The 22480-nt window shown below is 59.4% G+C and carries 11 protein-coding genes and 1 pseudogene; 9 read left to right on the forward strand and 3 right to left on the reverse strand.

Going from position 1 to position 22480, the window contains the following annotated elements; all coding sequences use genetic code 11:
- Positions 1-410 precede the first annotated feature (410 nt).
- Together DDE76_RS13665 and DDE76_RS13670 are read right to left on the reverse strand one after the other, a co-directional pair.
- Entirely contained in the window at positions 411-1610 is a 1200-nt protein-coding gene (locus DDE76_RS13665) for an IS91 family transposase (RefSeq protein WP_104893630.1), read from the reverse strand.
- A 3-nt stretch (positions 1611-1613) separates the two neighbouring features.
- Complete coding sequence (locus DDE76_RS13670) at positions 1614-2522, reverse strand: tyrosine-type recombinase/integrase (RefSeq protein ID WP_104891359.1); 909 nt, start codon at positions 2520-2522, stop codon at positions 1614-1616.
- Between the two features lie 439 nt (positions 2523-2961).
- Between DDE76_RS13670 and DDE76_RS13675 the strand changes: the two genes are divergently transcribed.
- The 9 genes and pseudogenes from DDE76_RS13675 (at position 2962) to DDE76_RS13710 (ending at position 21836) form a co-directional block, all read left to right on the forward strand.
- Positions 2962-3513, forward strand: a complete 552-nt coding sequence (locus tag DDE76_RS13675) for a hypothetical protein (protein WP_104891360.1) — start codon at positions 2962-2964, stop codon at positions 3511-3513.
- Positions 3495-3617, forward strand: a pseudogene (locus DDE76_RS20135) (DUF4037 domain-containing protein); the annotation flags it as partial. The gene DDE76_RS13675 and the pseudogene DDE76_RS20135, both read left to right, overlap by 19 nt.
- A 6-nt stretch (positions 3618-3623) precedes the next feature.
- Positions 3624-4049: a DUF4037 domain-containing protein gene (locus DDE76_RS13680; protein ID WP_245891923.1), complete on the forward strand. Its 426-nt coding sequence runs from the start codon at positions 3624-3626 to the stop codon at positions 4047-4049.
- Between the two features lie 396 nt (positions 4050-4445).
- A complete protein-coding gene (locus DDE76_RS13685) occupies positions 4446-9593 on the forward strand; it encodes a VCBS domain-containing protein (RefSeq protein WP_108463697.1) in 5148 nt (1715 codons plus the stop codon).
- A gap of 10 nt (positions 9594-9603) precedes the next feature.
- The gene (locus DDE76_RS13690; protein ID WP_104891363.1) at positions 9604-11373 is read left to right on the forward strand and encodes a type I secretion system permease/ATPase; all 1770 of its coding nucleotides are present in this window, start codon (positions 9604-9606) and stop codon (positions 11371-11373) included.
- Position 11374: 1 nt separating this feature from the next.
- Complete coding sequence (locus tag DDE76_RS13695) at positions 11375-12673, forward strand: HlyD family type I secretion periplasmic adaptor subunit (protein WP_157955802.1); 1299 nt, start codon at positions 11375-11377, stop codon at positions 12671-12673.
- Positions 12674-12969: 296 nt separating this feature from the next.
- Positions 12970-18969 carry a DUF4011 domain-containing protein gene (locus tag DDE76_RS13700; protein ID WP_158672361.1) on the forward strand — a complete coding sequence of 2000 codons (6000 nt, stop codon included), beginning with the start codon at positions 12970-12972 and terminating at the stop codon, positions 18967-18969.
- Between the two features lie 783 nt (positions 18970-19752).
- Positions 19753-20046 (forward strand): hypothetical protein, encoded by a 294-nt coding sequence (locus DDE76_RS13705; protein WP_104891366.1) that lies wholly within the window; start codon positions 19753-19755, stop codon positions 20044-20046.
- A gap of 149 nt (positions 20047-20195) precedes the next feature.
- On the forward strand, positions 20196-21836 hold the full coding sequence (locus tag DDE76_RS13710; RefSeq protein ID WP_245891924.1) for an ATP-binding response regulator: 1641 nt from the start codon (positions 20196-20198) through the stop codon (positions 21834-21836).
- Between the two features lie 11 nt (positions 21837-21847).
- Here the strand turns inward: DDE76_RS13710 and DDE76_RS13715 are convergent, their stop codons facing one another.
- Positions 21848-22471: a LuxR C-terminal-related transcriptional regulator gene (locus DDE76_RS13715; RefSeq protein WP_104891367.1), complete on the reverse strand. Its 624-nt coding sequence runs from the start codon at positions 22469-22471 to the stop codon at positions 21848-21850.
- Between the last annotated feature and the right edge of the window lie 9 nt (positions 22472-22480).

The raw sequence follows: 22480 nt of genomic DNA on the forward strand, positions 1-22480 counted from the left end.
TAAGGTGGACTGGGTTCGCTCGCGAACCGCGTCGCGCAAACGGACCCGCCAAATGGATCTGCGATACTCAAAGACACCTGACAATGAGTAGGTAAGGCCAATATGCGGTTGACCATCCCCATATAAGAGTTTCGGCTGCCGGCAGGCGCCCGAAAGTCCCCGAAGAACGAACCCGCGAGCCACGGGATGGGGGCTATGGGTTTTTCCCGATTTGGCCAGTCTGGGGGCCGCCCAGATGGTGTGATTGGGCTGCAGCGCCAGGGTTGGACAGGTCAATGTTGCGGCCGTTGAGTTGGAGTCTGCCGCGACAGATAGGGCCGAGCGAGCGGGTGATGACGATCCATGTATGGAGGGGCGCGATGTCTCTCGCAGGCTGCGATGGTGTTATCGCGGTCTGAGCACGCAATCGGTTATGCCGGGTCATGGACGGTCTCCCGGGTTGGTGGTCTCGTGGTTGGCGGCGCCCGGGGCTGGCACCACGCCGCGAAGGTCTCGATGATTACCATGGTGCCGCCGCAGCAGGGACAGGGCGGGCGCGGGTCTGAAGTCTCGGCGGTCGGCGGTTCGTCCGACGCCGGCGCCACCCCCAGCATGTCGCAGGCCTGGGCGAGGCAGTCCTTGCGGGCGGAGCAGGCGAGCAGGCCGTAGTGCCGGATGCGGTGGAACCCACGCGGCAGAGTGTGCAGCAGGAAGCGGCGGATGAACTCGTCGGCGACCAGGGTCATGACCTGCTGCCGGTTGGCGCCGCTGCGGCGATAATCCTTGTACCGGAAGGTGATCTCGCTCCCATCGAACCGGAGCAGGCGGCTGTTGGAGATGGCGACCCGATGGGTGTAGCGGGAGAGATAGGCGAGCACGGCCTCAGGCCCGGCAAAGGGCGCTTTGGCATAGACCACCCAGCGCTTTTTGCGGACCGGTGCAAGGTGACGCTGGAAGGCTCGGCGGTCGCTGAGCCCTGCCAGCTTGCCGAAGAAGACGAGCTTTCCGGCATTATGCAGATCAAGCAGCCGGGTGAGGAACAGGCGGCGGAACAGCGCGCCCAGCACCCGCACCGGCAGCAGGAAGGCCGGGCGCGATGAGATCCACCGACCATCCGGTGTGAGGCCGCCACCGGGCACGATCATGTGGATATGGGGATGGTGGGTCATGGCCGAGCCCCAGGTGTGAAGCACGGCGGTGATGCCGATGCGGGCGCCCAGATGCTTTGGGTCGGCCGCGATGGTCAGCATGGTCTCGGACGCCGCCTTGAACAGCAGGTCATAGACCAGCGCCTTGTTGTGGAAGGCGATGTCGGCGATCTCGGCGGGTAGCGTGAACACGACGTGGAAGTAGCCGACCGGCAGGAGATTGGCCTCCTGGGCCTCCAACCATGTGCGTGCAGCGGCGCCCTGACACCGCGGACAGTGCCGGTTGCGACAGGAGTTGTAGGCGATCCGCTGATGCCCACAGTCGGAACAGGCTTCGACGTGACCGCCGAGAGCCGCGGTGCGACAGGTCTCGATCGCCGACATGACCTTGAGCTGATCCAGGCTCAGATGCCCGGCATGGGCCGCGCGATAGGCAGGACCGGCAGAGCGAAAGATATCGGCGACCTCGATGGTGGCGCGCACCGCTCAGGGGTCGGGTGGTTCCTCCGTCGGAACGAAGATGCCCAGGCGGTCGAGCGGACTGGTCACGGCCCGCACCGTGCGCGTTGCCACCTTGGTGTAGAGGGCGGTGTTCTCCAGCTTGGCGTGACCGAGCAGCGCCTGGATAATGCGGATATCGACGCCATCTTCCAGAAGATGGGTGGCAAAGCTGTGCCGCAGGGTATGCGGGCCGACGCGCCTGGTAATCTCGGCCGCTTGGGCTGCTTCAACGACCACACGATAGAGCTGCCTGGTGCTGATTGGCTTGAGCGCGTGCTGGCCCGGAAACAGCCAGCCGTCGCGGTGCAGCACGCCCTGGCGATGGCCGACCTGCCACCACTGGCGCAGCAGGGTGAGCAGATCGGGCGAGAGCATGGCGTTGCGATATTGCCCGCCTTTGCCGCGCTCGACCCGGATCAGCATGCGTTCGCTGTCGATATCGCGCACCTTGAGCATGGCGACCTCGCCGACGCGCAACCCTGCGCCATAGGCAACCGACAGCGCCGCCTGGTGCTTGAGGCTGGTGGTGGCGTTGAGCAGGCGCGCCACCTCGTCGCGGCTCAGCACTACTGGCAAATTGCGGGGACGGCTCACGCGCACCAGCTTGCGCGCCAGATCGGGCCGATCCAGGGTATTGGTGAAGAAGAACCGCAGCGCCGAGACCACGCTGTTCATGGTGGGTACCGGAACACCGGCCTCGCTCTGAGCGAGTTGGAACTGGCGCACATCCTCGGTGGTCGCGGTATCCGGCGGCCGCCGCAGGAAGCTGGCGAAGCGCGCCACATCACGGATGTAGTTGCGCTGGGTCGCCACCGAGAAGTGGCGCATGTTCATGTCATCGATCAGCTTCTGGCGCAGCGGGCTGACGGGGGTGTTGGGGAGAGGCGTGGTCATCGTTCGGCTCCTGGGTTGAAGGAGCCAAAAGGGAACGCCTGAACCAGGCGATCCTCAATCAAGCCGGGACGCTGGTGCCTTGCCATCACCTCACCGCGCGCACCCTCCCGCGCAGCGGGTTAGTTCTCCGGCCCCGCATAAGGCGCTGGCGCGGAGAATTGTGGGGCAGGGGGCTTCCACAACCCGCCGGGCAGGTGCGCGCCCCATTCCGGCCATTCACAGGACACTTACAATTTTCCGAGAGCAGACCGACCGCTGAAGCCAACGTGCTCGACTGAGGGCCCTGATTGGAGCCGTGCAACATTCCAAGATGGATTACAAGGCGGCCACCCGAGCGTGTTGGCGATGGGGCTGCGCAGATGTTTACGGTAGCTTCCAATGCAGTATGTTCTAGTTCCAAGCCTCTGGCGCGGTCACAATGGCAATCTGACAGGCACACATGAAAAGCGGCATTGGGCTGAGCCTCTCCAGACGCTTCTATGACCAGATCATCAGACCGGTTATGGCAGAGACCGTCCCGAAACTTCCCTACGCTGCTGCTCGGATCGGCCTAGGCTCGGAGGTGCTGGGCTTCGACAGCGCAATGTCGGCCGATCACGATTATGGACCGTGCGTTCAGATCTTTTTGCCAACAGACGCCTTTCCGAAAAAGGCGCACGAGATTATGCGTGCTTTGGACCTCGCCATGCCGACAAGCTTTGAAGGGTTCGCGGTCCGGTATCCCACGGCCACTCGCCCGCCCGGAGCAGCGGTGGAGCACATGTTGGGCTCCGATCATGGTGCGGAACTCTACACCGTAGCCGCCTGGCGAGAACGGTTTCTGGGGCTCGGGTTCGACAGGCCGCTATCCAGTCTGGAGTGGCTATCCTATCCCGAACATCTTTTCCTGATGGTCACAGCAGGCGCTGTATTCCGTGATGACGTGGGCACCTTACTGATCTTTGCGAGTCGTTTCGCTATTATCCAAGGGATGTGTGGCTGTACAAGATAGCGGCGCAGTGGAACCGAATTGCCGAAGAGCGGACTTATATTGGTCGCACCGCAGAGGCTGGTGACGAGATCGGATCAAGAGTTATCGCTGCCAGGATGATCCACAACATAATGCGGCTCGCGCTTTTGCTGGAGCGGCGCTACGCGCCATATCCCAAATGGCTGGGCAGCGCCTTTTCTCAGCTCCCGTGCGCTGTGGAACTGGCACCTCTACTGGAGCGGGCGCTTTCCGCTTCAGACTGGCGGCAGCGTGAGCAGCACATTATGGAAGCGGTTCAGACGCTCGCCGAGGTGCAACTCGGCAAAAACATACCCGGCGCAATCACGCCGGAAGAGGGTGTGTTGCACGATCGTCCATTCCGCTTCATCGACACCGTGAAGTTGTCTGATGCGATAGGCGCTGAGATTGCTGACCAGCAACTCAGGCAACTCCCCCGGTTCGGGGGCGCCGACCAGTTTCTGGGCAGCTTTGTTCTGGCGGTTCCGTCGTGGTCAAGCGCCGCGGCTTCGGCATTGTTCAATGTCGGCCGGCGGTAGGCAGCCAGCCTGCCGCTTATTGGCAAATCCCATTGATGAAGTCGCGCCCGGGCCATGATTAATTAGGGCCAAAAGCTGGTGTGCATGCCCAGTGCCTCAGCTTGGTATCTTTGATCGTGATTACTTTATAAATCAACCTCGGCAAGAGCGTTACATCATACGATCTAGAACCATTGATCAGGATGACGGTCCGGCGAATTACTATTTAAGTGTTGATGTCAATTCTATGAGCAGAATGATCTGATTCATTAGATTTGCTGCCCAGAAAGTAGGCTCTAACGCGATAGAGAGTTCTAGCTTTGCCGATAGTATGAAGATGAGATGATATCATACTGTGCACGCGCCAAAATTCTCCTTCATTAGGCCGACCCCAGGGTGGCCGAAGGAGTGTGCGCTATGGCTCTCGTTCTCAAGGGTAGCAGTAATGACATCATTCAGACTGGATCGGCCAGCGACCTCATCTTTGCCGGCAGTGGCAACGACGTAGTCTCGTCGGGCGGGGGGAATGACACGGTCTACCTCGGCAGCGGTAACGATACGGCCATATTCGTCTGGGAAGAGAACAGGAACAATACGAACACCTTTCGAGGAGAGAGCGGCACCGACACGCTCCGGATCGAATTGACGGCCTCGGAGGCGGCCGATCCAGATGTTTTGCGAGACATTGCGGCTTTCGAAGCCCATCTGGCCAGCGGGTCGAATGCGTCCTTTTTCTTTTCGTCCATTCGCCTGACGGTATCGGACTTCGAGCGACTGGAAATCGTGGCGCCGGTGGTTGCGGCTGATGACGCGGCCGAGGTGAGCGAAGACGGTCCGGCCGTCGTCATCAATGTGCTGGACAATGATCAGGACCTCTTGGCTGCAGACAATAGCGCTCTGCAGATTGTCGGATATGATGCCAGCGACATACCGTCGGGTGCCACTCTGGTTCTCAACTCAGACCAGACCTTTAGCTTCGAACCGGGCACTGCGTTCGATTGGCTGGCCAATGGGCAGCAAACGACGGTTACCTTCACCTATTTAGTGGAAGACAACCAGGGTTTCGAGGCGCTCGGCACGGTAAACTTGACCATCACCGGCAGCAATGACGCGCCGGTGATCACCTCGCAGGCCCAGTCCGGGGCCATCACCGAGATCGCCGATGGCGCCACCGGCGAGAACAGCGCCAGCCACAGCGCGAGCGGCGCGGTGAGCTTTGCCGATGCCGATCTCTCCGACAGCCACAGTGCCGGGTTTGCGGCGCAGGGCAGCGGCTATCTGGGCAGCTTCAGCCTCGATCCGCTCGACCAGGGCAGCGACAGCGTGGGCTGGAGCTTCAGCGTCGATGACGCGGCGCTCGACCATCTTGCCGCCGGCGAGGTGCTGACCCAGAGCTACGAGATCACGATCGATGATGGTGAAGGCGGAACCGCCAGCCAGATCGTCGAGGTCACCATCACCGGCAGCAATGACGCGCCGGTGATCACCTCGCAGGCCCAGTCCGGGGCCATCACCGAGATCGCCGATGGCGCCACCGGCGAGAACAGCGCCAGCCACAGCGCGAGCGGCACGGTGAGCTTTGCCGATGCCGATCTCTCCGACAGCCACAGTGCCGGGTTTGCGGCGCAGGGCAGCGGCTATCTGGGCAGCTTCAGCCTCGACCCGCTCGACCAGGGCAGCGACAGCGTGGGCTGGAGCTTCAGCGTCGATGACGCGGCGCTCGACCATCTTGCCGCCGGCGAGGTGCTGACCCAGAGCTACGAGATCACGATCGATGATGGTGAAGGCGGAACCGCCAGCCAGATCGTCGAGGTCACCATCACCGGCAGCAATGATGGTCCGACCCTTTCTGCGGGCCTCGCGGTCGCCACGGAGGACGGGCCGGCAGTCGTTGTCGATCTGTCGGCGCTGGGCGATGATGTCGACAGCGACGATGATGGCACAAGCCTGGGCTACACCATTCTGACCCAACCTGCGGAGGGCTCCGCCTCGATCAGCGGCACGACGCTCACCTTCGCTCCGGGCGCGGCATTCCAGGACCTGGCGGATGGAGAAACGCGCGATGTCACCATTGAGGTCCAAGCGTCCGACGCCCATGGTGCTTCCGCCACCAGCCTGGTCACGGTGACGCTAACCGGTACCAATGATACTCCAGCCAACCTCTCGCTGTCCGGCACACAAGCACCGGAAAATGTGCCTTCTGCTGTCGTTGGCATTCTCTCCGCCGATGATCCGGACACTGGAGATTCACTGACTTACTCGATCCTGCCCGGCGGCGATTCCAATGCCTTCGTCATAGTCGGAAACGAGTTGCGCGTCGGGGCCACCGCACTCGATTACGAAACAAAACCAACATACTCGCTGACCATTCGTGCAACCGACCAATATGGCGCCCATGTCGACCATGTCTTCCAGCTCGAGGTGGTCGACAGTGACGAACAGACCTTGACGACCGGAACCGATGTCATAACGCCGGGCGCAGGAAACACGCAGGTGCTCGGCAACGCGCAAACCCTTAATGCCAACGACAATCTTGATGGTGGCGGCGGTATCGATGAACTCGTTCTCTATGGGTCTGGAACCTTTGACCTCAACAGCTTGGCCGGATTTGCAAACTTCGAGGGCATCAGGCTCGTCAATTTGAACTCAAGTTCATCGACGACACTAACTCTGAAGAACGGCATCTCGTCGAATGTGACGACGAGCGGACTGGGCACGAACACGATCAATGTCAACGGCTCCACGACCGTCAACGCAATCAATGGGGGTGACGGCCGCGAAATCATTAGGCTGGCTGACAGCGCACATGTAGCAGAAATCAATCTCGGCAATGGAAGTTCCCAGCAGGTTTATCTCTTCAACGCTGCTTCAACCGGGACGATCAATGGCGGGTCGTCGACTGATTCCATCTATTTGCAAGGTCAAGGTACGGTTGATGCGGTGAACCTCGGTGCCGGCAGCGACACCGTGTATGTTTTCTCTAGTGCGGCTTGGAATCCGGCGCTTTCGATGGATGGAGGTTTGGGTAACGACGAGCTTTATTTCAGCGCCGGGGTGGGCACGTTCGACCTGCGGTCGGCGTCTCTGGAAAATGTGGAATGGCTCACTGTCTTCAATGCTGAACTTATTGTCGACGACGACGTGCTTGCCGGCGTGAATCTGTTGCGGGGCGGGGTTGGTTCCAGCTTTAGAACCGACGATGCCACGCTCGATCTCACGGGCATCTCTGTCCAAAACGCACAAGTCACCAGCAATAACGCGGCAGGAACGACATTCGCTGTTAATAGCAAGCCAACGGCTTTCCAGGTCTATGGCGGTGGCGGCTTCGACACTATTGAAACGGCCACGTTCGCCTTTACGACCGATGAACGCGCATTTATCTTCAACAGCTCGTCGATCGAACAGATCATAGACACCAGCGGCGTTTACCACGCCCCGCCTCTCCCGCCTGAAACCTACAAACTCACTGTCGGCAGTGACACGTTGGCACTCGGTGCGACGAACGATACCGTAAACGCCAATGCACAGACCCTGAACAGCACTGACAATCTCGATGCCGGTGCCGGGGACGATATCCTTGCTCTCTATGGCAGCGGTTCGTTTAACCTGAACAGTCTGGCGGCCTTTGCGGGCTTTGAAACGGTTAGGTATAGCAGTGACAGCAGTTCCAATCAGATTTATCTCCGAAATGGAACGACGGTTGATGTCGAGACCAGCGGCATCGGGTCCAAAACGATATACACGGGAGCAACGGCTGCTATTGGCAGCTTTACCGGTAGCGATGGCTCGGAAAGCGTCTGGCTCGATGGCACAGGATCGATAGACAGCTTCATCGGCGGGGCCTCGTCTGACGTCCTCTATGTCAGGACAACGTCCTCCTGGAACGATAACCTGTCGATGGATGGTGGAACTGGCTCGGATACACTTTACTTCTACTTCGCCAGCGGGACGTTCGATCTTCGCGGTGCGACGCTCCAAAGCGTCGAAACGATCCGCGCAATTGGAACGGTCACACTACTGGTTGACGACGCGACATTGTCCGATGTGAGCGCGATCCTTGGTAGCTCGGCCCTTGCCATACAGACTGATGCCAGCAGCCTCGACCTGAGCGGCATCACGGTCCAAAATGCACAAGTGACCAGCGCAAATGCGTCTGGCACGGTATTTACCATCAACAGCAAGCCTACAGCCTTTCAGGTCTTCGGCGGTGCGGGCCAGGACGCGATCACCACATCTGCTTTTGCGTTCACGAGCGATGAGAGAGAAATCATCTTCGCAAGTTCTTCGGTGGAGCAGATTACCGATGCCAGCGGCACCTACAACGCCCCACCTCCCGCCGCAAACACATACGTCCTCACGACCTCTGCAGACACGCTTGCGCTCGGCGGCACTGACGATACGGTCAATGCCAACGCCCAAACGCTTAACAGCACCGACGATCTGGATGCTGGAGCCGGCAATGACGTTCTGGCGCTCTATGGAAACGGGTCATACAACCTGAACGGCCTGACAGGTTTCGCCAACTTCGAGGAGGTCCGCGTCACGACGGTTTCTGGCTCGAACTCCAGTCTCTATTTGCGCAATGGAACGACCAGTGACGTCACCCACACCGGGGACGGAACGCTTACACTGTACGTGCAGGGCACGGCCGCAATTGATCAATTCATCGGTGGCACCAGTTCAGCGTATCTCTATTTTTATGACAGTTCGAGCTTCTCCAGTCTCGACATGGGAAGCGCGAGCAACAGCATCACTGTCCAGGACGCCACTGCATGGAATCCGAACAGCAGTATCAACGGGGGCGCGTCGGTCGATCGTCTCTATTTCAGCGCGGCCAACACAACGTTCGACGTTCGCAATGCGTCCCTCGACAGCGTTGAACAAATTTACGCCAACGGAACGAACAGCGTGGTGGTCGTCGATACCGATGCGCTGGATGACGTGTCCGTACTGAGCGGAGGCACGACCGGGCGCTTTCGTTTCGAGGAAACGGAAGTGGATCTGTCTGGCATCAGCATATCCAATGTTCGTGTCGAGAGCGGCGCTGTGTCTGGCACGTCTTTCGCGGTCAACAGCAAACAGGCCGCCTACCAGATCCAAGGCGGTATTGGTCAGGACGCCGTCAAAACGGCGAGCTTCGCTTTCACTGCAACCGAGCGCGACTTCATCTTCAACGCCAGTTCAATAGAGGTCATCCAGGACACCACCGGCATTTACGGCAATGGCGTCTCCAATAGCCTCCAGGCTGAGGCCGGGGGAAGCATCATGTCGGCCGGAGGCGGAGATGATGAGCTTATCAGTGGCGCAGGCAATGATACCATGACTGGCGGCGCAGGTGCCGACCAGTTCGTCTTTGCGCAGAACTCCGGCAATGACACCATCACCGACTTCGAGCTGGGCGTTGACGGGCTTGTTCTGGAGGCGGGCGTGACGATCGCATCGCTGACCGAGACCAATACCGGCGGCAGCAGCAGTCTTGATACGGTCGTCGAGTTGTCGACCGGCGACACGGTGGTGCTGCTTGATGTCAGCAACATCACCGACCCCAACAATCTGGTGGTCTAGCGGAGCGGTCATGGTTCAGTCCCCCTCGCTCGGCGCTGTCTTGAACCGTTCGTCAACGCCGTTCGGGCAGGCTGAGGCGCGCTTTCTGCCCGTCCTGGTGCTGACGGTCGTCTTCAGCTTTTTCGTCAACCTGCTGCTGTTTGTCGGCCCGCTCTACATGTTGCAAATCTATGATCGTGTGCTGCAGAGTCGAAGCGAGAGCACGCTGTTCATGCTGACTGTACTGGCAGGCGGGTTGCTCACCGCATATGGAGCAATGGATTTCATTCGCTCCCGGCTTATTTTCAGCGCTGCCATGCGTTTCGACACCGATCTCGCGGGCCCGGCCTTTGACAGGCTCATGGCGCGCGGCGCTGTGGCCTCTGCAGATGAAAACCGCGCCACCCTTGTCGAGATCGACAGGTTGCGCGACTTCCTTTCCGGACAGGCGCTGCTCACGCTCTGCGATGTCCCATGGGCGCCGGTCTTCCTGATCGTCTGTTTCCTTTTCCATCCCCTGTTGGGTGTCATCGCCAGTGTTGGCGCAGCGCTGCTCTTCATTCTGGCACTGGTTAATGCCGGCAGCACCAAAAGGACACTGGCCGAAGCGAATGCCGGCAATCGGCGAGCCGGTGAGTTCGTCGCTGCCGCCCTGAACAATATGGAGCTGATCTCGGCACTTGGGATGCAGTCGAAAATGAAATCGCTCTGGCTGCAGCAGCGCCAGGAGGCGCTCGGTTGGCATGGAACGGCGGCGGGTCGAGGGACAGCAGCACTTTCACTGTCGCGCTTCCTGCGCGCCGCGCTGCAAGTGGCCATTCTGGGCGCAGGCGCCTATCTGGTCCTTGGTGGAGAGATTACGCCGGGCGTAATGATCGCGGCCTCGATCATGATGGGCCGGGCGATGGCGCCGGTGGAGCAGTCGGTGGTGCACTGGCGTAGCTACGAGGGGGGTCGACAGGCCCGCAAGCGCCTCCGTACCCTATTCGAAGACAACGCGCCGCCAATTCTAAGAACAACACTGCCCGAGCCAAAGGGGCACCTCAATGTGTCCGGCCTCATTGGTCAAGTACCACACACCGGGTTGGCCGTGCTGGCGGGCATCAATTTCGAACTGGAACCGGGTGAGACATTGGTGGTGCTTGGTACCAGTGGCGCGGGGAAGTCGTCCCTCGCCCGGCTCATCGTCGGCTTCTGGCGTCCGCGTGCAGGGCAGATCCGCCTCGATGGTGCCGATCTGCGGCATTGGAGCCCGGATCAGCTAGGTCCCAAGATGGGCTATCTGCCTCAGGACGTCGAACTGTTCGAGGGCACGGTTGCCCGCAATATTGCGCGCTTCGGCGAGGTCGACAACGCGGCCATTCTCGCGGCTGCCCAAAGGGCCGGTGCACATGACATGATCCTGGGTTTGCCGGAGGGTTATGAGACCCAATTGGGGCCCAATGGCTCCTATGTTTCGGCTGGGCAACGACAACGGATCGGCCTGGCCCGCGCCCTCTATGGTAACCCCTGCCTGATCATTCTGGACGAGCCGAACTCCAATCTGGACAGCGAGGGGGACGCGGCCCTGGCAGAGGCTGTTCGGGGCATGAAGGCGGACAAAAGGACGCTCGTTCTGATCACGCACAAATCCAACCTGCTACCGCTTGCAGACAAGGCGCTTGTCCTCAGTGCAGGCAAGCAGCAGGGATTCGGACCAGCCTCCGAACTGCTCCAACCAGCACTGGCGCGGGGCAGTTCCACTGTGTACAGGTCTGCCAATACGCTGCCGGACAAGTCAGACACAATGGAAGGGGTATAGAGTGGCAAACGCGCCCCCACCTCTTCCCTCGCCGCTGCGATATGCCATCGCGGGCACGCTTGTCCTGGCCGTCTGCCTGGTCGGCACGGGCGCCTGGGCGCTTCGCGCACCATTGGCCAGCGCGATCATTGCGCCAGGGGTCGTGGCGGTCGAAGGCAATCGCAAGGTCATCCAGCATCTTGAGGGTGGCATCGTCGATCGCATCGCCGTCCAGGAAGCTCAGGCAGTCGAGACGGGTGATATTCTGCTCGAGCTCAGCCCGGTCGCAGCTGTGGGGGGGTTGAAAATGCTGGAGGCGCGTCTTCTGGCAGCGCGAGCAACCGAGGCTCGCTTGCTCGCCGAGCAATCCGGACAGGATCAATTTTACCTTGATTTCCCCCACAGCCTGCCTCAGGCCCTGCTGGAAGAGGCCATAAAGGCAGAGCAGCTCATCTTCGAAGACCGACGCACGGTTCTGGCTTCTCAGATCGCCCTCCTCAGAAATCGCATGGACCAAATCGACGAACAAGTTTTCGGACTTGAAAGTCGAAAGCGAGCTCTCGCCACCCAGGAACAACTATTGTCCGACGAGGTCGAACGCCTGAGGGGCGGGGCCGCGGATGGAGCGATTGCCAAGAACCATCTCGCGGCAATGGAACGCGAACTCGCATCGATCCAGGGCGATGTGGGTGCCGTCCTGGCGGAAGGGGCTCGCGCCAGCCAATTGCTTGCAGAGACCGAGCTAGAGATCGTTCAGCTCGGTCATCAGTTTCGGGAACGCGCAGCATCGGAGTTGAAAGACGTCCGAAGCGAAAGAAACCAGCTTCAACTGCAAGTCGATATTGCCGCGGACGCCGCAAAAAGAACGATCATAAGATCGCCCATCGACGGAATCGTGCAAAATCTTGCGGTTCACACAAGTGGTGGCGTTCTGCGCGCCGGAGACCCGGCCATGGAAATTGTACCGGTGGACGATACATTGGTCGTCAATGCCAGGATCAGGCCTATCGATATTGACAGTGTTCGGCTTGGCGCGGTTGCGGAAGTCAGGTTCTCTGCCTTTCAACTCAAAGATATGCCCATCATCAAAGGGACAGTCGCGTTCGCGTCGCCAGATATCCTGGAAGACAATCAGAGTGGCGAAACCTTCTACCTGGCTCGGATTGTCGTGGACGCCAGGTCATATCCGCCCGAAGAGCACCTCCAGCTTTTGCCTGGTATGCCGGCCGAGGTCCTGATCCCGGTACACGAGCGCTCGGTCTTTGAGTATCTCACCGAGCCTATCCTGCACGCTGTCCGCACCGGGATGCGGGAACAGTAACCCAATGAGTCCAGCGCAGAGCGCGGTCTTCTGTTTGTTGGCTCTCAGAGACACGACCCGACCGTCCGAAAACGGCCCCGTTCTGGGGTCCGCGCGCCCAAAGCAATTGCAGAGCTCCCTGCGCCCCTTCCTCTGCGTATGATGCCCGGGGCCTAAAGGCATGGCGTTTGTCTATTTTGCCATTAAGATGTTGATCGTGAGCGAAATACGTCCTTCTAGGGGGCCGGCCGCTCGGGTTAGAATTGCGTTTAAACCGGGCTAGCTAATAAGCCAGGCGGACTGAGGGGAACGTGGGAGTGAGTGGCATAGATCTTGGGGAACTGATCCAGACGCGGATCGAGAACCTTCGACCGAAACTCCTGGATTTGGGTCGTCGCAACCCCTTGATATCGACGAAGCTCACCCCTCGCTCCAGCACGTTGGTTAGGGTGGTGGACTCACTTCCAGAGGTCACGCGCTACAACCTCACCAATCAGGTGCCGGTTCGGTTTTCTGCCCTTCCACCCTTAGAGGATGATCCTCTCGACGAGCAGACACCGCCGTTTCAAGACGCGGTATCAACCGCGCGCCTTCGTGATGAGGACTATCGGCAGGCACTCGACGCTGTTGACCCCCATGCTGAAGACAGCGGCGACACTGTTCTGAAAATCGAACGTGATCTTAAGGATCGTGTCAGGGCGGCGCTCGATATGCCGCCTCGGCAGAAAAAATCCGAACTCTCGCTTCAAGAACATGCCCTGATGAATGGCATTAGGCCGAGTTGGGAGCTGCCCACACCTGAGACCACCTCCGACGAGGAGTATACCACGCCGGACTTGCAGACTTTGCTGCTCCCAGAAGATCTCGAGCGCAAGTTGAACGGCCTTATGGACAAGTTCCGTTCCTGGGAGCAGGAAACCGGCATCAACGTCCTTCATATTGCGTTCGGCTTTCTGGAATGGCGTGAGCCAAACGGGTCCGAATCGTCCTTTGCGCCGCTGGCCCTGCTCCCCGTCAAGTTGGAGAAGAAAAAGACCAAGGAAGGTGCCGAGTACTGGCTGCGTTCAGAAGGGGACGAGACCGAGACGAACTTCGTCCTGGGGGAGAAGTTGCGACGCGAGTTCAGCGTCGACCTTCCCAGATATTCGGGTGGTTCCATAGAGGACTATTTCGCCGAGGTCGCGGAGGCGGCTCCATCGACGATGTTCTGGCGGGTTCGTCGCCAAATGGTCGTCGGAATTTTCCCATCTGCCAGAATGGCGATGTACGTCGATCTGGATACGCAGAAGCGAAGCTTTTCCGAGAACGAGGTCGTGGCCAGTCTGTTTGGCGGCTCTGGTTCGGGTGGCGACACTCCGTTCGCCGACGAGCACAATGTCGATGATCCGGCAATCGAAGCGAAGGCGCCGTACCTTGTCCTAGACGCAGACTCTTCGCAGTTCAGCACGATTGTTGACGTGGCCGATGGCAAAAATCTCGCCGTCGAAGGGCCGCCGGGGACCGGTAAGTCGCAGACCATCGTGAACACGATCGCCAATGCGCTGGCGCAGGGGAAGAAGATCCTCTTCGTCGCGGAAAAGATGGCGGCCTTGGAGGTGGTAAAAGCTCGTCTCGAAGCCATCGGTCTCGGCGAGTTCCTGCTACCGCTGCAGGCAGAACGTTCCTCGCGTGAGCAGGTCGTTGAGTCGGTGCGCGCACGCATCGAACTCTATGACACCACTGGCCCTCGGGACTACGACAGCCGCCTGGATAAGTTCCGGGAGGTGCGGAAGGAGATCGGCGAGTACATTGAGGCCATCTCGTCGCAGTTCGGGAAGACCGGCTTGAAGGTCTACGACATCCTCGGAAAAGGCATAGCCACAAACGAACTTCTGCAGAAAGCGCCTCGGAGGTTGCAGAGCCCGTCGTTCCCGAACGTGGAGGCGATGAACGTCGTCCAAATCGAGTCGGCATTGGAGCGTGCCAGATCGTTGGCAGCCGCGTGGCATGAAACCGGCGAGGTCGGAGATTACTGGGCCGGGCTCGAATGCATTCCTGCTGATAGGTTCGTGGCTATGGAACTGGTTCGGATGGCTCAGGACGCTTCTGCGCTATTCTCGGATTTTGCTACCAACCAGCAAACATTGGCTGAGCTTGGATTCGAGGCTGACCTCAGCAGTGATCGGTTGGTCGAGGTCGGCTCACTGCTTGAAGAGTTAGCCTCGCTTTCCGATCACGCCGATCCGGAGCTCGTTTGCTCGGTTCTTGACCAAGACAAGAACTCTCAACTTTTGGAATTCCTGGCCGAATGCGAGACCGCCAGAGGCTACCGCGAGGGTCTCGAGAAAGCAGTTCGCGAGCCTGACTCGTCCAGCACGATAGATGCGTTGGCCAAGCTACAGGATTTTTGTTCCTCAAATGGCGTCACCACCTTGGACGTGGAAGCGCTTCGCGAAGAGGTATCGCGGCTGAAGGCGGGCCTCTCTGGCCTGTTGGAAGCGCATGGGAAGCTCGCCGAATTCGCCCGCTACTGGACACCTGCCACATCACTGCCCGTCGACATTATTTCCCGTGCCGGCGTGATGGTCCGGGCAACAGATGCGGGCGCCCTCGCCGTTCGAAGCGAGCTTACTGCGGGGCCTGTCGGTGCTGGCCTTCTCGATCAGCTTTGCCGCCAAGGTCGGGACCTTCAAACCGAGCGCGAAGCACTATCAAGGCGGCTAAATACGTCTACCACCCTCGATGCAAACGAACTACGCATGCATGCGAGTGTGCTCTCGAAGGCCGGACCTTTGGCATGGGTTTCGGCCCCTTTCCGCAGTGCCAAGCGGGCCTATCTGACTTTGAACCCTAGGACGGAGTTCGACAAAGAGGAAGCTTCGCAGTCGCTCTTGGCATTGGCGAAATGGAAGGAAGACGCCAAGGCATTCGGGGATGACATACAGGCCCGAAACATATTCGGGCTTCAGTTCCGCGGCATTGATACCGATTTCTTTGCATTCGAGCTGCTCGGGAATTTCTACAAGGCAGTCGACGCGGCCTTTCCCGGTCCAGCTTTTCGAGAAATTCGGGCGCTTCTCAAGACTGGCGACTTGGATCTGATCGCGACCATACCCGAAGTAAGTCTGGACGATCGGTCGCTCACATTCGAACATCTCGACCTTGAAGTCTCAAACAAGCGGAAGGAAATCGACCGTCTGGGCCAGATCACAGAGCAATTGGCCGGTCTCGTTGGAGTTCTAAGGTCTCCCAGCAGCATTTCGCCAGCCGCATTGTCCCCATTGTTGGAGTCGGCACGTCAATCGTCAGGCACTCTTCGTCGCCTAGACGAACGCGAGGACATGTCGAAGCTGCTCGGTCAACGATTCAAAGGCTATCGGACGAGCCGCGATGCCCTGACGGCCGAATTGTCGATGATCTCTTCGGTGAGCAGTGCCACGGTCGGGCGGCAAGGCACAATCGCAGCAATCCGTCAGCGCCGCCTCCAAGAGGTGCGCGACACAGTGCGATTGGCCATTGCTTCCGAAAGCAAGGCCCGTGCCGCGTTGTCCCTTCTGCTGGCCAAGGCTGGACGTACACTCGCCGAGGACATTGCCGAGCTTGGACCAAAAGAGCTGGCTCAGTATCTCGAAGAGGCCTCACAGGACGAAGAAGGCATCTACGTGCATTCCCGGTTTGGCGTCGCGTGTGACGAGATGGACAAACTTGGCCTTGGCTGGGTCGTCGACGAACTCGATGAGAACGGCATACCCTTGACCGAATTGCCGGGAATACTGGAAGCGGTGATTTACCGCGCCATGGCCATGAGGGTTTACGACCTCCATGGCTCCAGGCTCGCGAAGTATCCCGGTAAGAAGCTGGACGAACTCAGGGCCACTCTGGCGCGGCTGGATACTGAGATAATCAAACTTACGCGTCGCCAACTTCGAGCGAACATAGCTCGATCGGCTCATCCTCCCGCCGGCAACAGCCTTGGGAGAAAGTCCGATTTGACCGAGATGGCGCTGCTCCACAACGAAATGTCGAAGAAGCAGAAGTTCCTGCCCGTGAGGGATCTGACCCGCCGCGCGGGCCGCGCGCTGCTGGAACTCAAGCCTTGTTGGATGATGTCCCCATTGGCAGTGGCACAATATCTTCCGCGTGATGCAGTTTTTGACCTCTGCGTCATCGACGAAGCGTCACAGATGCCACCCGAAGATGCAGTGGGCGCGTTGTCTCGATCCAAGCAGGCCATGGTCGTGGGCGACACCAACCAGCTGCCGCCTACCAGCTTCTTCCGCAAGATGATCGAGGACGAGGATCTGGACGAGGACGAAGCCGTGCTCGATGAGTCCATACTGGAAATGGCCAATGGCGTTTTCCGGCCTGCTCGACGCCTGCGGTGGCACTATCGATCGAAGCACTCGGCGCTGATCCAGTTCTCAAACCAGCACATCTACGACAACGATCTCATCGTCTTCCCGTCGCCAGCAGAGGGTCGTGACGACCTTGGCGTCTCCTTGGTACCGGTGAGGGGGAACTACAAATCAGGGGTCAATCCTGATGAGGCCAAGGCCATGATAGATGCCGCGCTACGTTTCATGCGGCAATACCCTGATCGGTCGCTGGGCCTAGTCACCTTGAATCAGAAGCAACGCGATCTACTGCTAGAGGAGTGGGCGCACCGCTTGGAGAAAGACGACTCCGCGGCGGCCTACGTGGACGCGTGGGAGGATAGGAACGACGGGCTCGAGCGCTTCTTCATCAAGAACCTAGAAAACGTGCAGGGCGATGAGCGCGACGTGATCTTCATTGGAACGGTCTACGGGCCGGAGAAGGTCGGCGGGCCGGTGATGCAACGGTTTGGTCCGATTTCCGGATTAGCCGGTCGGCGCCGTCTCAATGTTCTCTTCTCCCGCGCGAAGCAGCAGATAGTAACCTTTTCCTCAATGACCTCCGCGGACATACGCGCGGACGAAAACTCAAATCCCGGCGCGTTCATGCTCAAGCGTTGGCTCGAGTATTCCGCGACTGGAGTTCTGCACGCTGGAGAGAACCAGGGGCTGGAGCCGGACTCCGAATTCGAGGTGTTCGTAATCAAGCAGTTGCGTTCGATGGGCTTCGTGCCTGTGCCTCAGGTCGGGGTCGCTGGCTTCAGAATCGACATCGGCATCAAACATCCCACGTGGCCGCACGGCTACATCATGGGCGTGGAGTGCGATGGTGCGGCCTATCACTCATCTCGCTCCGCGAGAGACCGCGACCGCCTTCGTGAGCAGGTCTTGAACGGCTTGGGGTGGAAGCTGCACCGCATTTGGTCGACCGATTGGTTCAACGACCCTGCCAAAGAGGCTGAGAGGCTGAGGCAGGCTGTCACGGCAAGACTGGATGATCTCAAGCAGAAGGCCTCTGGTGAGGCATCGCGGCTACAGGACCTGTTCAATGCAGTGCCTTCTTCATCAGTCGATGAAGATGCTGATCTACCCGCCATGCCCGATCGCGAGCCAGTCATTGGACAGCTCGGGGTGTTGCCACCACAGACAAGGGTCGCCTCCGAGGTCGTCGAAGTAGGTGACACTGTCGAGGTCATCTACCTACAAGGCGATAGAAACGCGCGCGAAGTCACGTTGAGCAAGTCCAGGAATGCCCCGGATCTTGGCATCGTCCACATTAGTGAACCACTGGGCATGGCTCTGTTGGGCGCCGAAAAGGATGATGAGATCGAGCTCCTGGTCCGCGGCGGCATTCGGTTGGCCAAAGTTGGTGCAATCCGCAAGGGGAACAGCTCAATAGCCAGCGACACGGAGAGGGAACAGCAGGCGACCGCTCCAACCGCAAACGGGGCTGGTTCCAATGTGAGTCATGCTACCCAAGGTGCGCAAAACCTTGACCCGTCTCGTTTCCACGAAGCCAGCTATCGACGCGTCCTCCAGCCATTCGCGTTGGGATTGATCGATAGTCTGGGGCCGGTCACGTTCCGGCACCTGAGTGAGATTATTGCAAGAGCTCACGGGTTCCAGAGAACAGGTTCGCAGATCAAGCAACAGGTATGGGCATCTGTCTCGAAGCACAGAAAGACATCGCGAGATTCCAGCGGTGAGACCACTTTCTGGCCGGCAGGCCATGGACCAGTGGAGCTGGTGCCATTCCGAGGCTCCAAACTAGGCGAGCAATCCCGCGAGTGGGAACACGTGCCTCAATCCGAAAAACTAGGGTTGGCCATGGACGTAATAAGTAGTGGTGGCAGAGGCGACTTGGCAGCGGACATGGCGTCTCGCATTGGGTTTTCGCGACTCAAACAAGCCACAAGAGTTGAGCTCGAAGCGCTTCTCAAAGAGGCCAAGGAAATGCGGCAGTGAGCGGAACACGCGGCAATATTACTCGGGGCCTCGCTCGATTGTCCTCCCACGCCGGCAGAAACATCGCGACCTTGAATGCAAAATCGACCTCGGCATCGCCTTGCTCGGCTATCACCGTTTCCTAGACGATGGCATGGTGGTAGCTGCACGTCACTGAGCACTGGCTGATCAGCGTGTGCCCGGCATTTCGGAACCGCGAGAGTTGAGTGATCGGTTGACTTGGCTTTGGTGGACAGTCCGCACCCAGCATCGCGTCCCCCAGTTGCGCTCCAGCGCAAAACCGCCATGAGTACTTCTGGCATTGCACGCGGTTGAACAAACTTAACTCTGCCAAATCGATGTCCGCTTCCGTCGATCGACAACCAAAACCTGCCTGTCCGCGTCCGGCCCCTACCCTGCCCTTCCAGGTGTCCAAACTAATGACTTGAATGGGGCCGCTTGCGGCCTGTCCGGTTCTGGCACCAGCTGTCGCATACCAGACATAGAGAGCTGGAGGTTGGGTTGCCAGAGGATATGCTCCGCCAGTTGTCCTGCTTGCAAGCACAAGCCCTAGGGAGGCAGGACCCACCGAGACACTCTCTGGACGTCGCACGGCAGTTCTGCGGCGGGTGCTGTACAAAGGACGGCAGACGGTCTTTGCGCCTGGAGCATCTCCCTAGAACGCATGGACCAAGTGTGGTCGGCAACCAAAGATGGCGCCGCTAGTACACCTGTACGAATAGTTCTCCACCATCACCCCCTCTAGGACTTTAGCATCGCTAATACCCCAAGGAGGGACAGGAGATGTTCAAGAGTGTCAAATCGGCAGTCATAGCCACTAGCCTGGTGCTAGCCACGGCCAATGCGGCGATGGCAGCGGACGAGTATCATTTGAGATGCGAGTCGGAAGCCGGTCCGACTATGCGGGCGTCTGCAAGCCCGCAAGAGTTCCAAAATTTAGAGCTCACCGTGTGCGGTTATACTATGTATATCTCCCAAGGCACGGACGAGCATATTCTTTACTGCCTTGATCAAGGCGAGGAGCTTATTTTCTACCGGCACGATAATTACAATCAGCGGCTCTGCACGGTGTCTTGATCCGACTTCTATCCGCCTGCAATATCGGCCATAGTTCAACGAAGGTCCGAATATTGCCGCCCCTGACACAGTCCTTCCGCACAGAACCCTGGCAGCTTCGCTATCTGTTCGATCTGGGGTTTCAGGGATGGCTGGTCCATATCGGGGTTGTGCTGCTCACCGGGTCGCTGCTGGTCGGCGCCAATCCGGGGGCGGCATGGCCCTTTTTCTGGACGGGCGTTATGCTTGTCCTTTCCGTTACTATGGCGGCGCTGTCTAAAGCGCACTCCACGGCATCACCCCATAGCGATTATGAATACATCCGCGCCGGCTGGGGGCATACGATCCTGACGACGCTTGTTGGCCTGACTTGGGGGTATGGGGCCATTGTCGTTTCGCTACGCAGCGACTTCAACCTGTTGGCCATCTATTCGCTCGCCTTGGGCGGCACGGCGCTTGGCGCTGTTTCTTCGCAGCACGGGGTGCCGCGCTCTGCATTCGTCAGCATCTGGACCTCGGTTCCACTATTGGCCGCGGCGCATGTCATGGAGGCCCGAAGCCCAGCAATGGGTGTGATGGTTCTGCTCTATGCGCTGATCCTGTCCATGCTCACGGTGCGCATGCACCGATTTTTGGCAACCAACTACAACCTTGCACAATCGCTGGATGGAAAAGTTGTCGAGCTCACAAAGACTTCGTCTGAGCTGGTCAAGGCACGTGAGGAGGCCGAGGACGCCAATCAAGCTAAGTCGCGCTTTCTCGCGCAAGCCAGCCATGATCTGCGCCAGCCGATCCACGCAATCGGGCTGCTAACAGCATCGCTCAAAGACACCCGGCTGAGCCGGGAGCAGCGGCAGATGGTCGACAGCATCGAATCCTCGGTGGATTCGGTCACCAGCCTGTTCGGGTCTCTGCTTGATATTTCGCGTCTTGATGTAGGTGGGGTGACGCCAAACCCGGTCCCGCTGGACCTGGGCGCATTTCTGAGCCAGGTGGCGGCGCAGAACCGCGAATTGGCCGCAAAGAGTGGGTGCGGCCTCTCCCTGGTGCATAGCGCCGCATGGGTAAAGACTGATGGCAATCTGCTTTTCACCATGGTTCAGAACGTGCTCGGCAACGCCTTCAAATACGCGCCCGGCAGTCGTGTCCTGATCGGTCCGCGTCGGATCGGCGACAAGCTGGCGCTGCAGATATGCGATACCGGCCCCGGCATCGACTCAGCACAGATCGAAGCGGTGTTCAGTGAATTCTATCGCTTGGAGTCTGCCGCGGCGGGTGGCACCGTCGAGGGCATGGGACTCGGTCTGGCCATTGTGCGTGGCCTCGGGGACCTGCTTGATCTTGAGGTCCGAATGGCCTCTGTGCCTGGTCGCGGCACCTCTGTCGTCATTGCCGGCCTCGAGACCGCTAAGCCGGAGAAAGTGCCCCCTGCCAGAAAGGGGCGGGCACACCCGCTATCGGGCAAGCGCATCTGTGTGATTGATGACGATGAGACCGTGCGCAAGGCGGCGGCTGGATTATTGGAGCGTTGGGGCTGCATTGTCGAACACGGCGCGGGAGTGGGGGACATCGCAGGCGCGTGCGACGCTATTCTCGCCGACCTCCAATTGGGCGACGGTGCAAGCGGCCTCGACGCCATCGACGCTATCCGCCGCCGGTCAGGAAGGGCAATTCCCGCCGTCATCCTAACCGGGCATAGCGATGTGGATACAAGAGAGAAGATTGCTGCAGCCAACCTGCCCGTTCTGAGCAAGCCGGTGCGGCCGGCCGAACTCAGGGCCGTCCTGACCCGCCTGTGCCTTGGTCTTTGAGGTGTCCGCGCCTAAAACCCGAAGTCCTTTGCAGCGGCCACAGCGGCTGCGCGCGATTTCACGCCGAGCAGCCTGAACAGCGTAGAGACATGGACCCTGACAGTGAAGGGCGAAATCTCTAGCTCCCGTGCAATTTCCTTATTGCTGTGCCCAAGCACGAGTTGGTGCAGGATCTGCTTCTGGCGCGGCGAAAGCTGAGCAAGCTCATTTCCATCCGTTTCGATGTGTGATGCGGCAGCCGCCTTGGCATCCACCACAACAATGTCGCCTTCATTCACGCTGGCAATGGCACTCCCGATCGCGGAAGGGCTGGCGGCCTTGGATACGAACCCGTCCGCGCCCTGGCCCATGACCCGCTCGATCGTTTCGTCCTCGTCGTCCATCGAGACAACCAGGATCGAACTGGCGGGATAGTCGCGGCGCAATGCGAATATGGAAGTTTCGAGTGCAAAGCCCGGGAAATGCAAATCGAGTACGAACAGGCTCGGTGCGTCTCTGTTGGCAAGCTCAATCACCCGGGGGAAGTTGTCGGCCTCCAGTACATGCGACCCTGGCAGCGCCCGCAGCAAGAGGCGGCGCAGGCCGTCCCGAAAGATCGGATGATCGTCTGCCAGAATGATGCGGGTGGCCGTCATGTCGCCTCG

Origin of the sequence: Devosia indica (genome assembly GCF_003056405.1) — a bacterium.
In the GTDB taxonomy this organism is placed as follows: domain Bacteria; phylum Pseudomonadota; class Alphaproteobacteria; order Rhizobiales; family Devosiaceae; genus Devosia; species Devosia indica.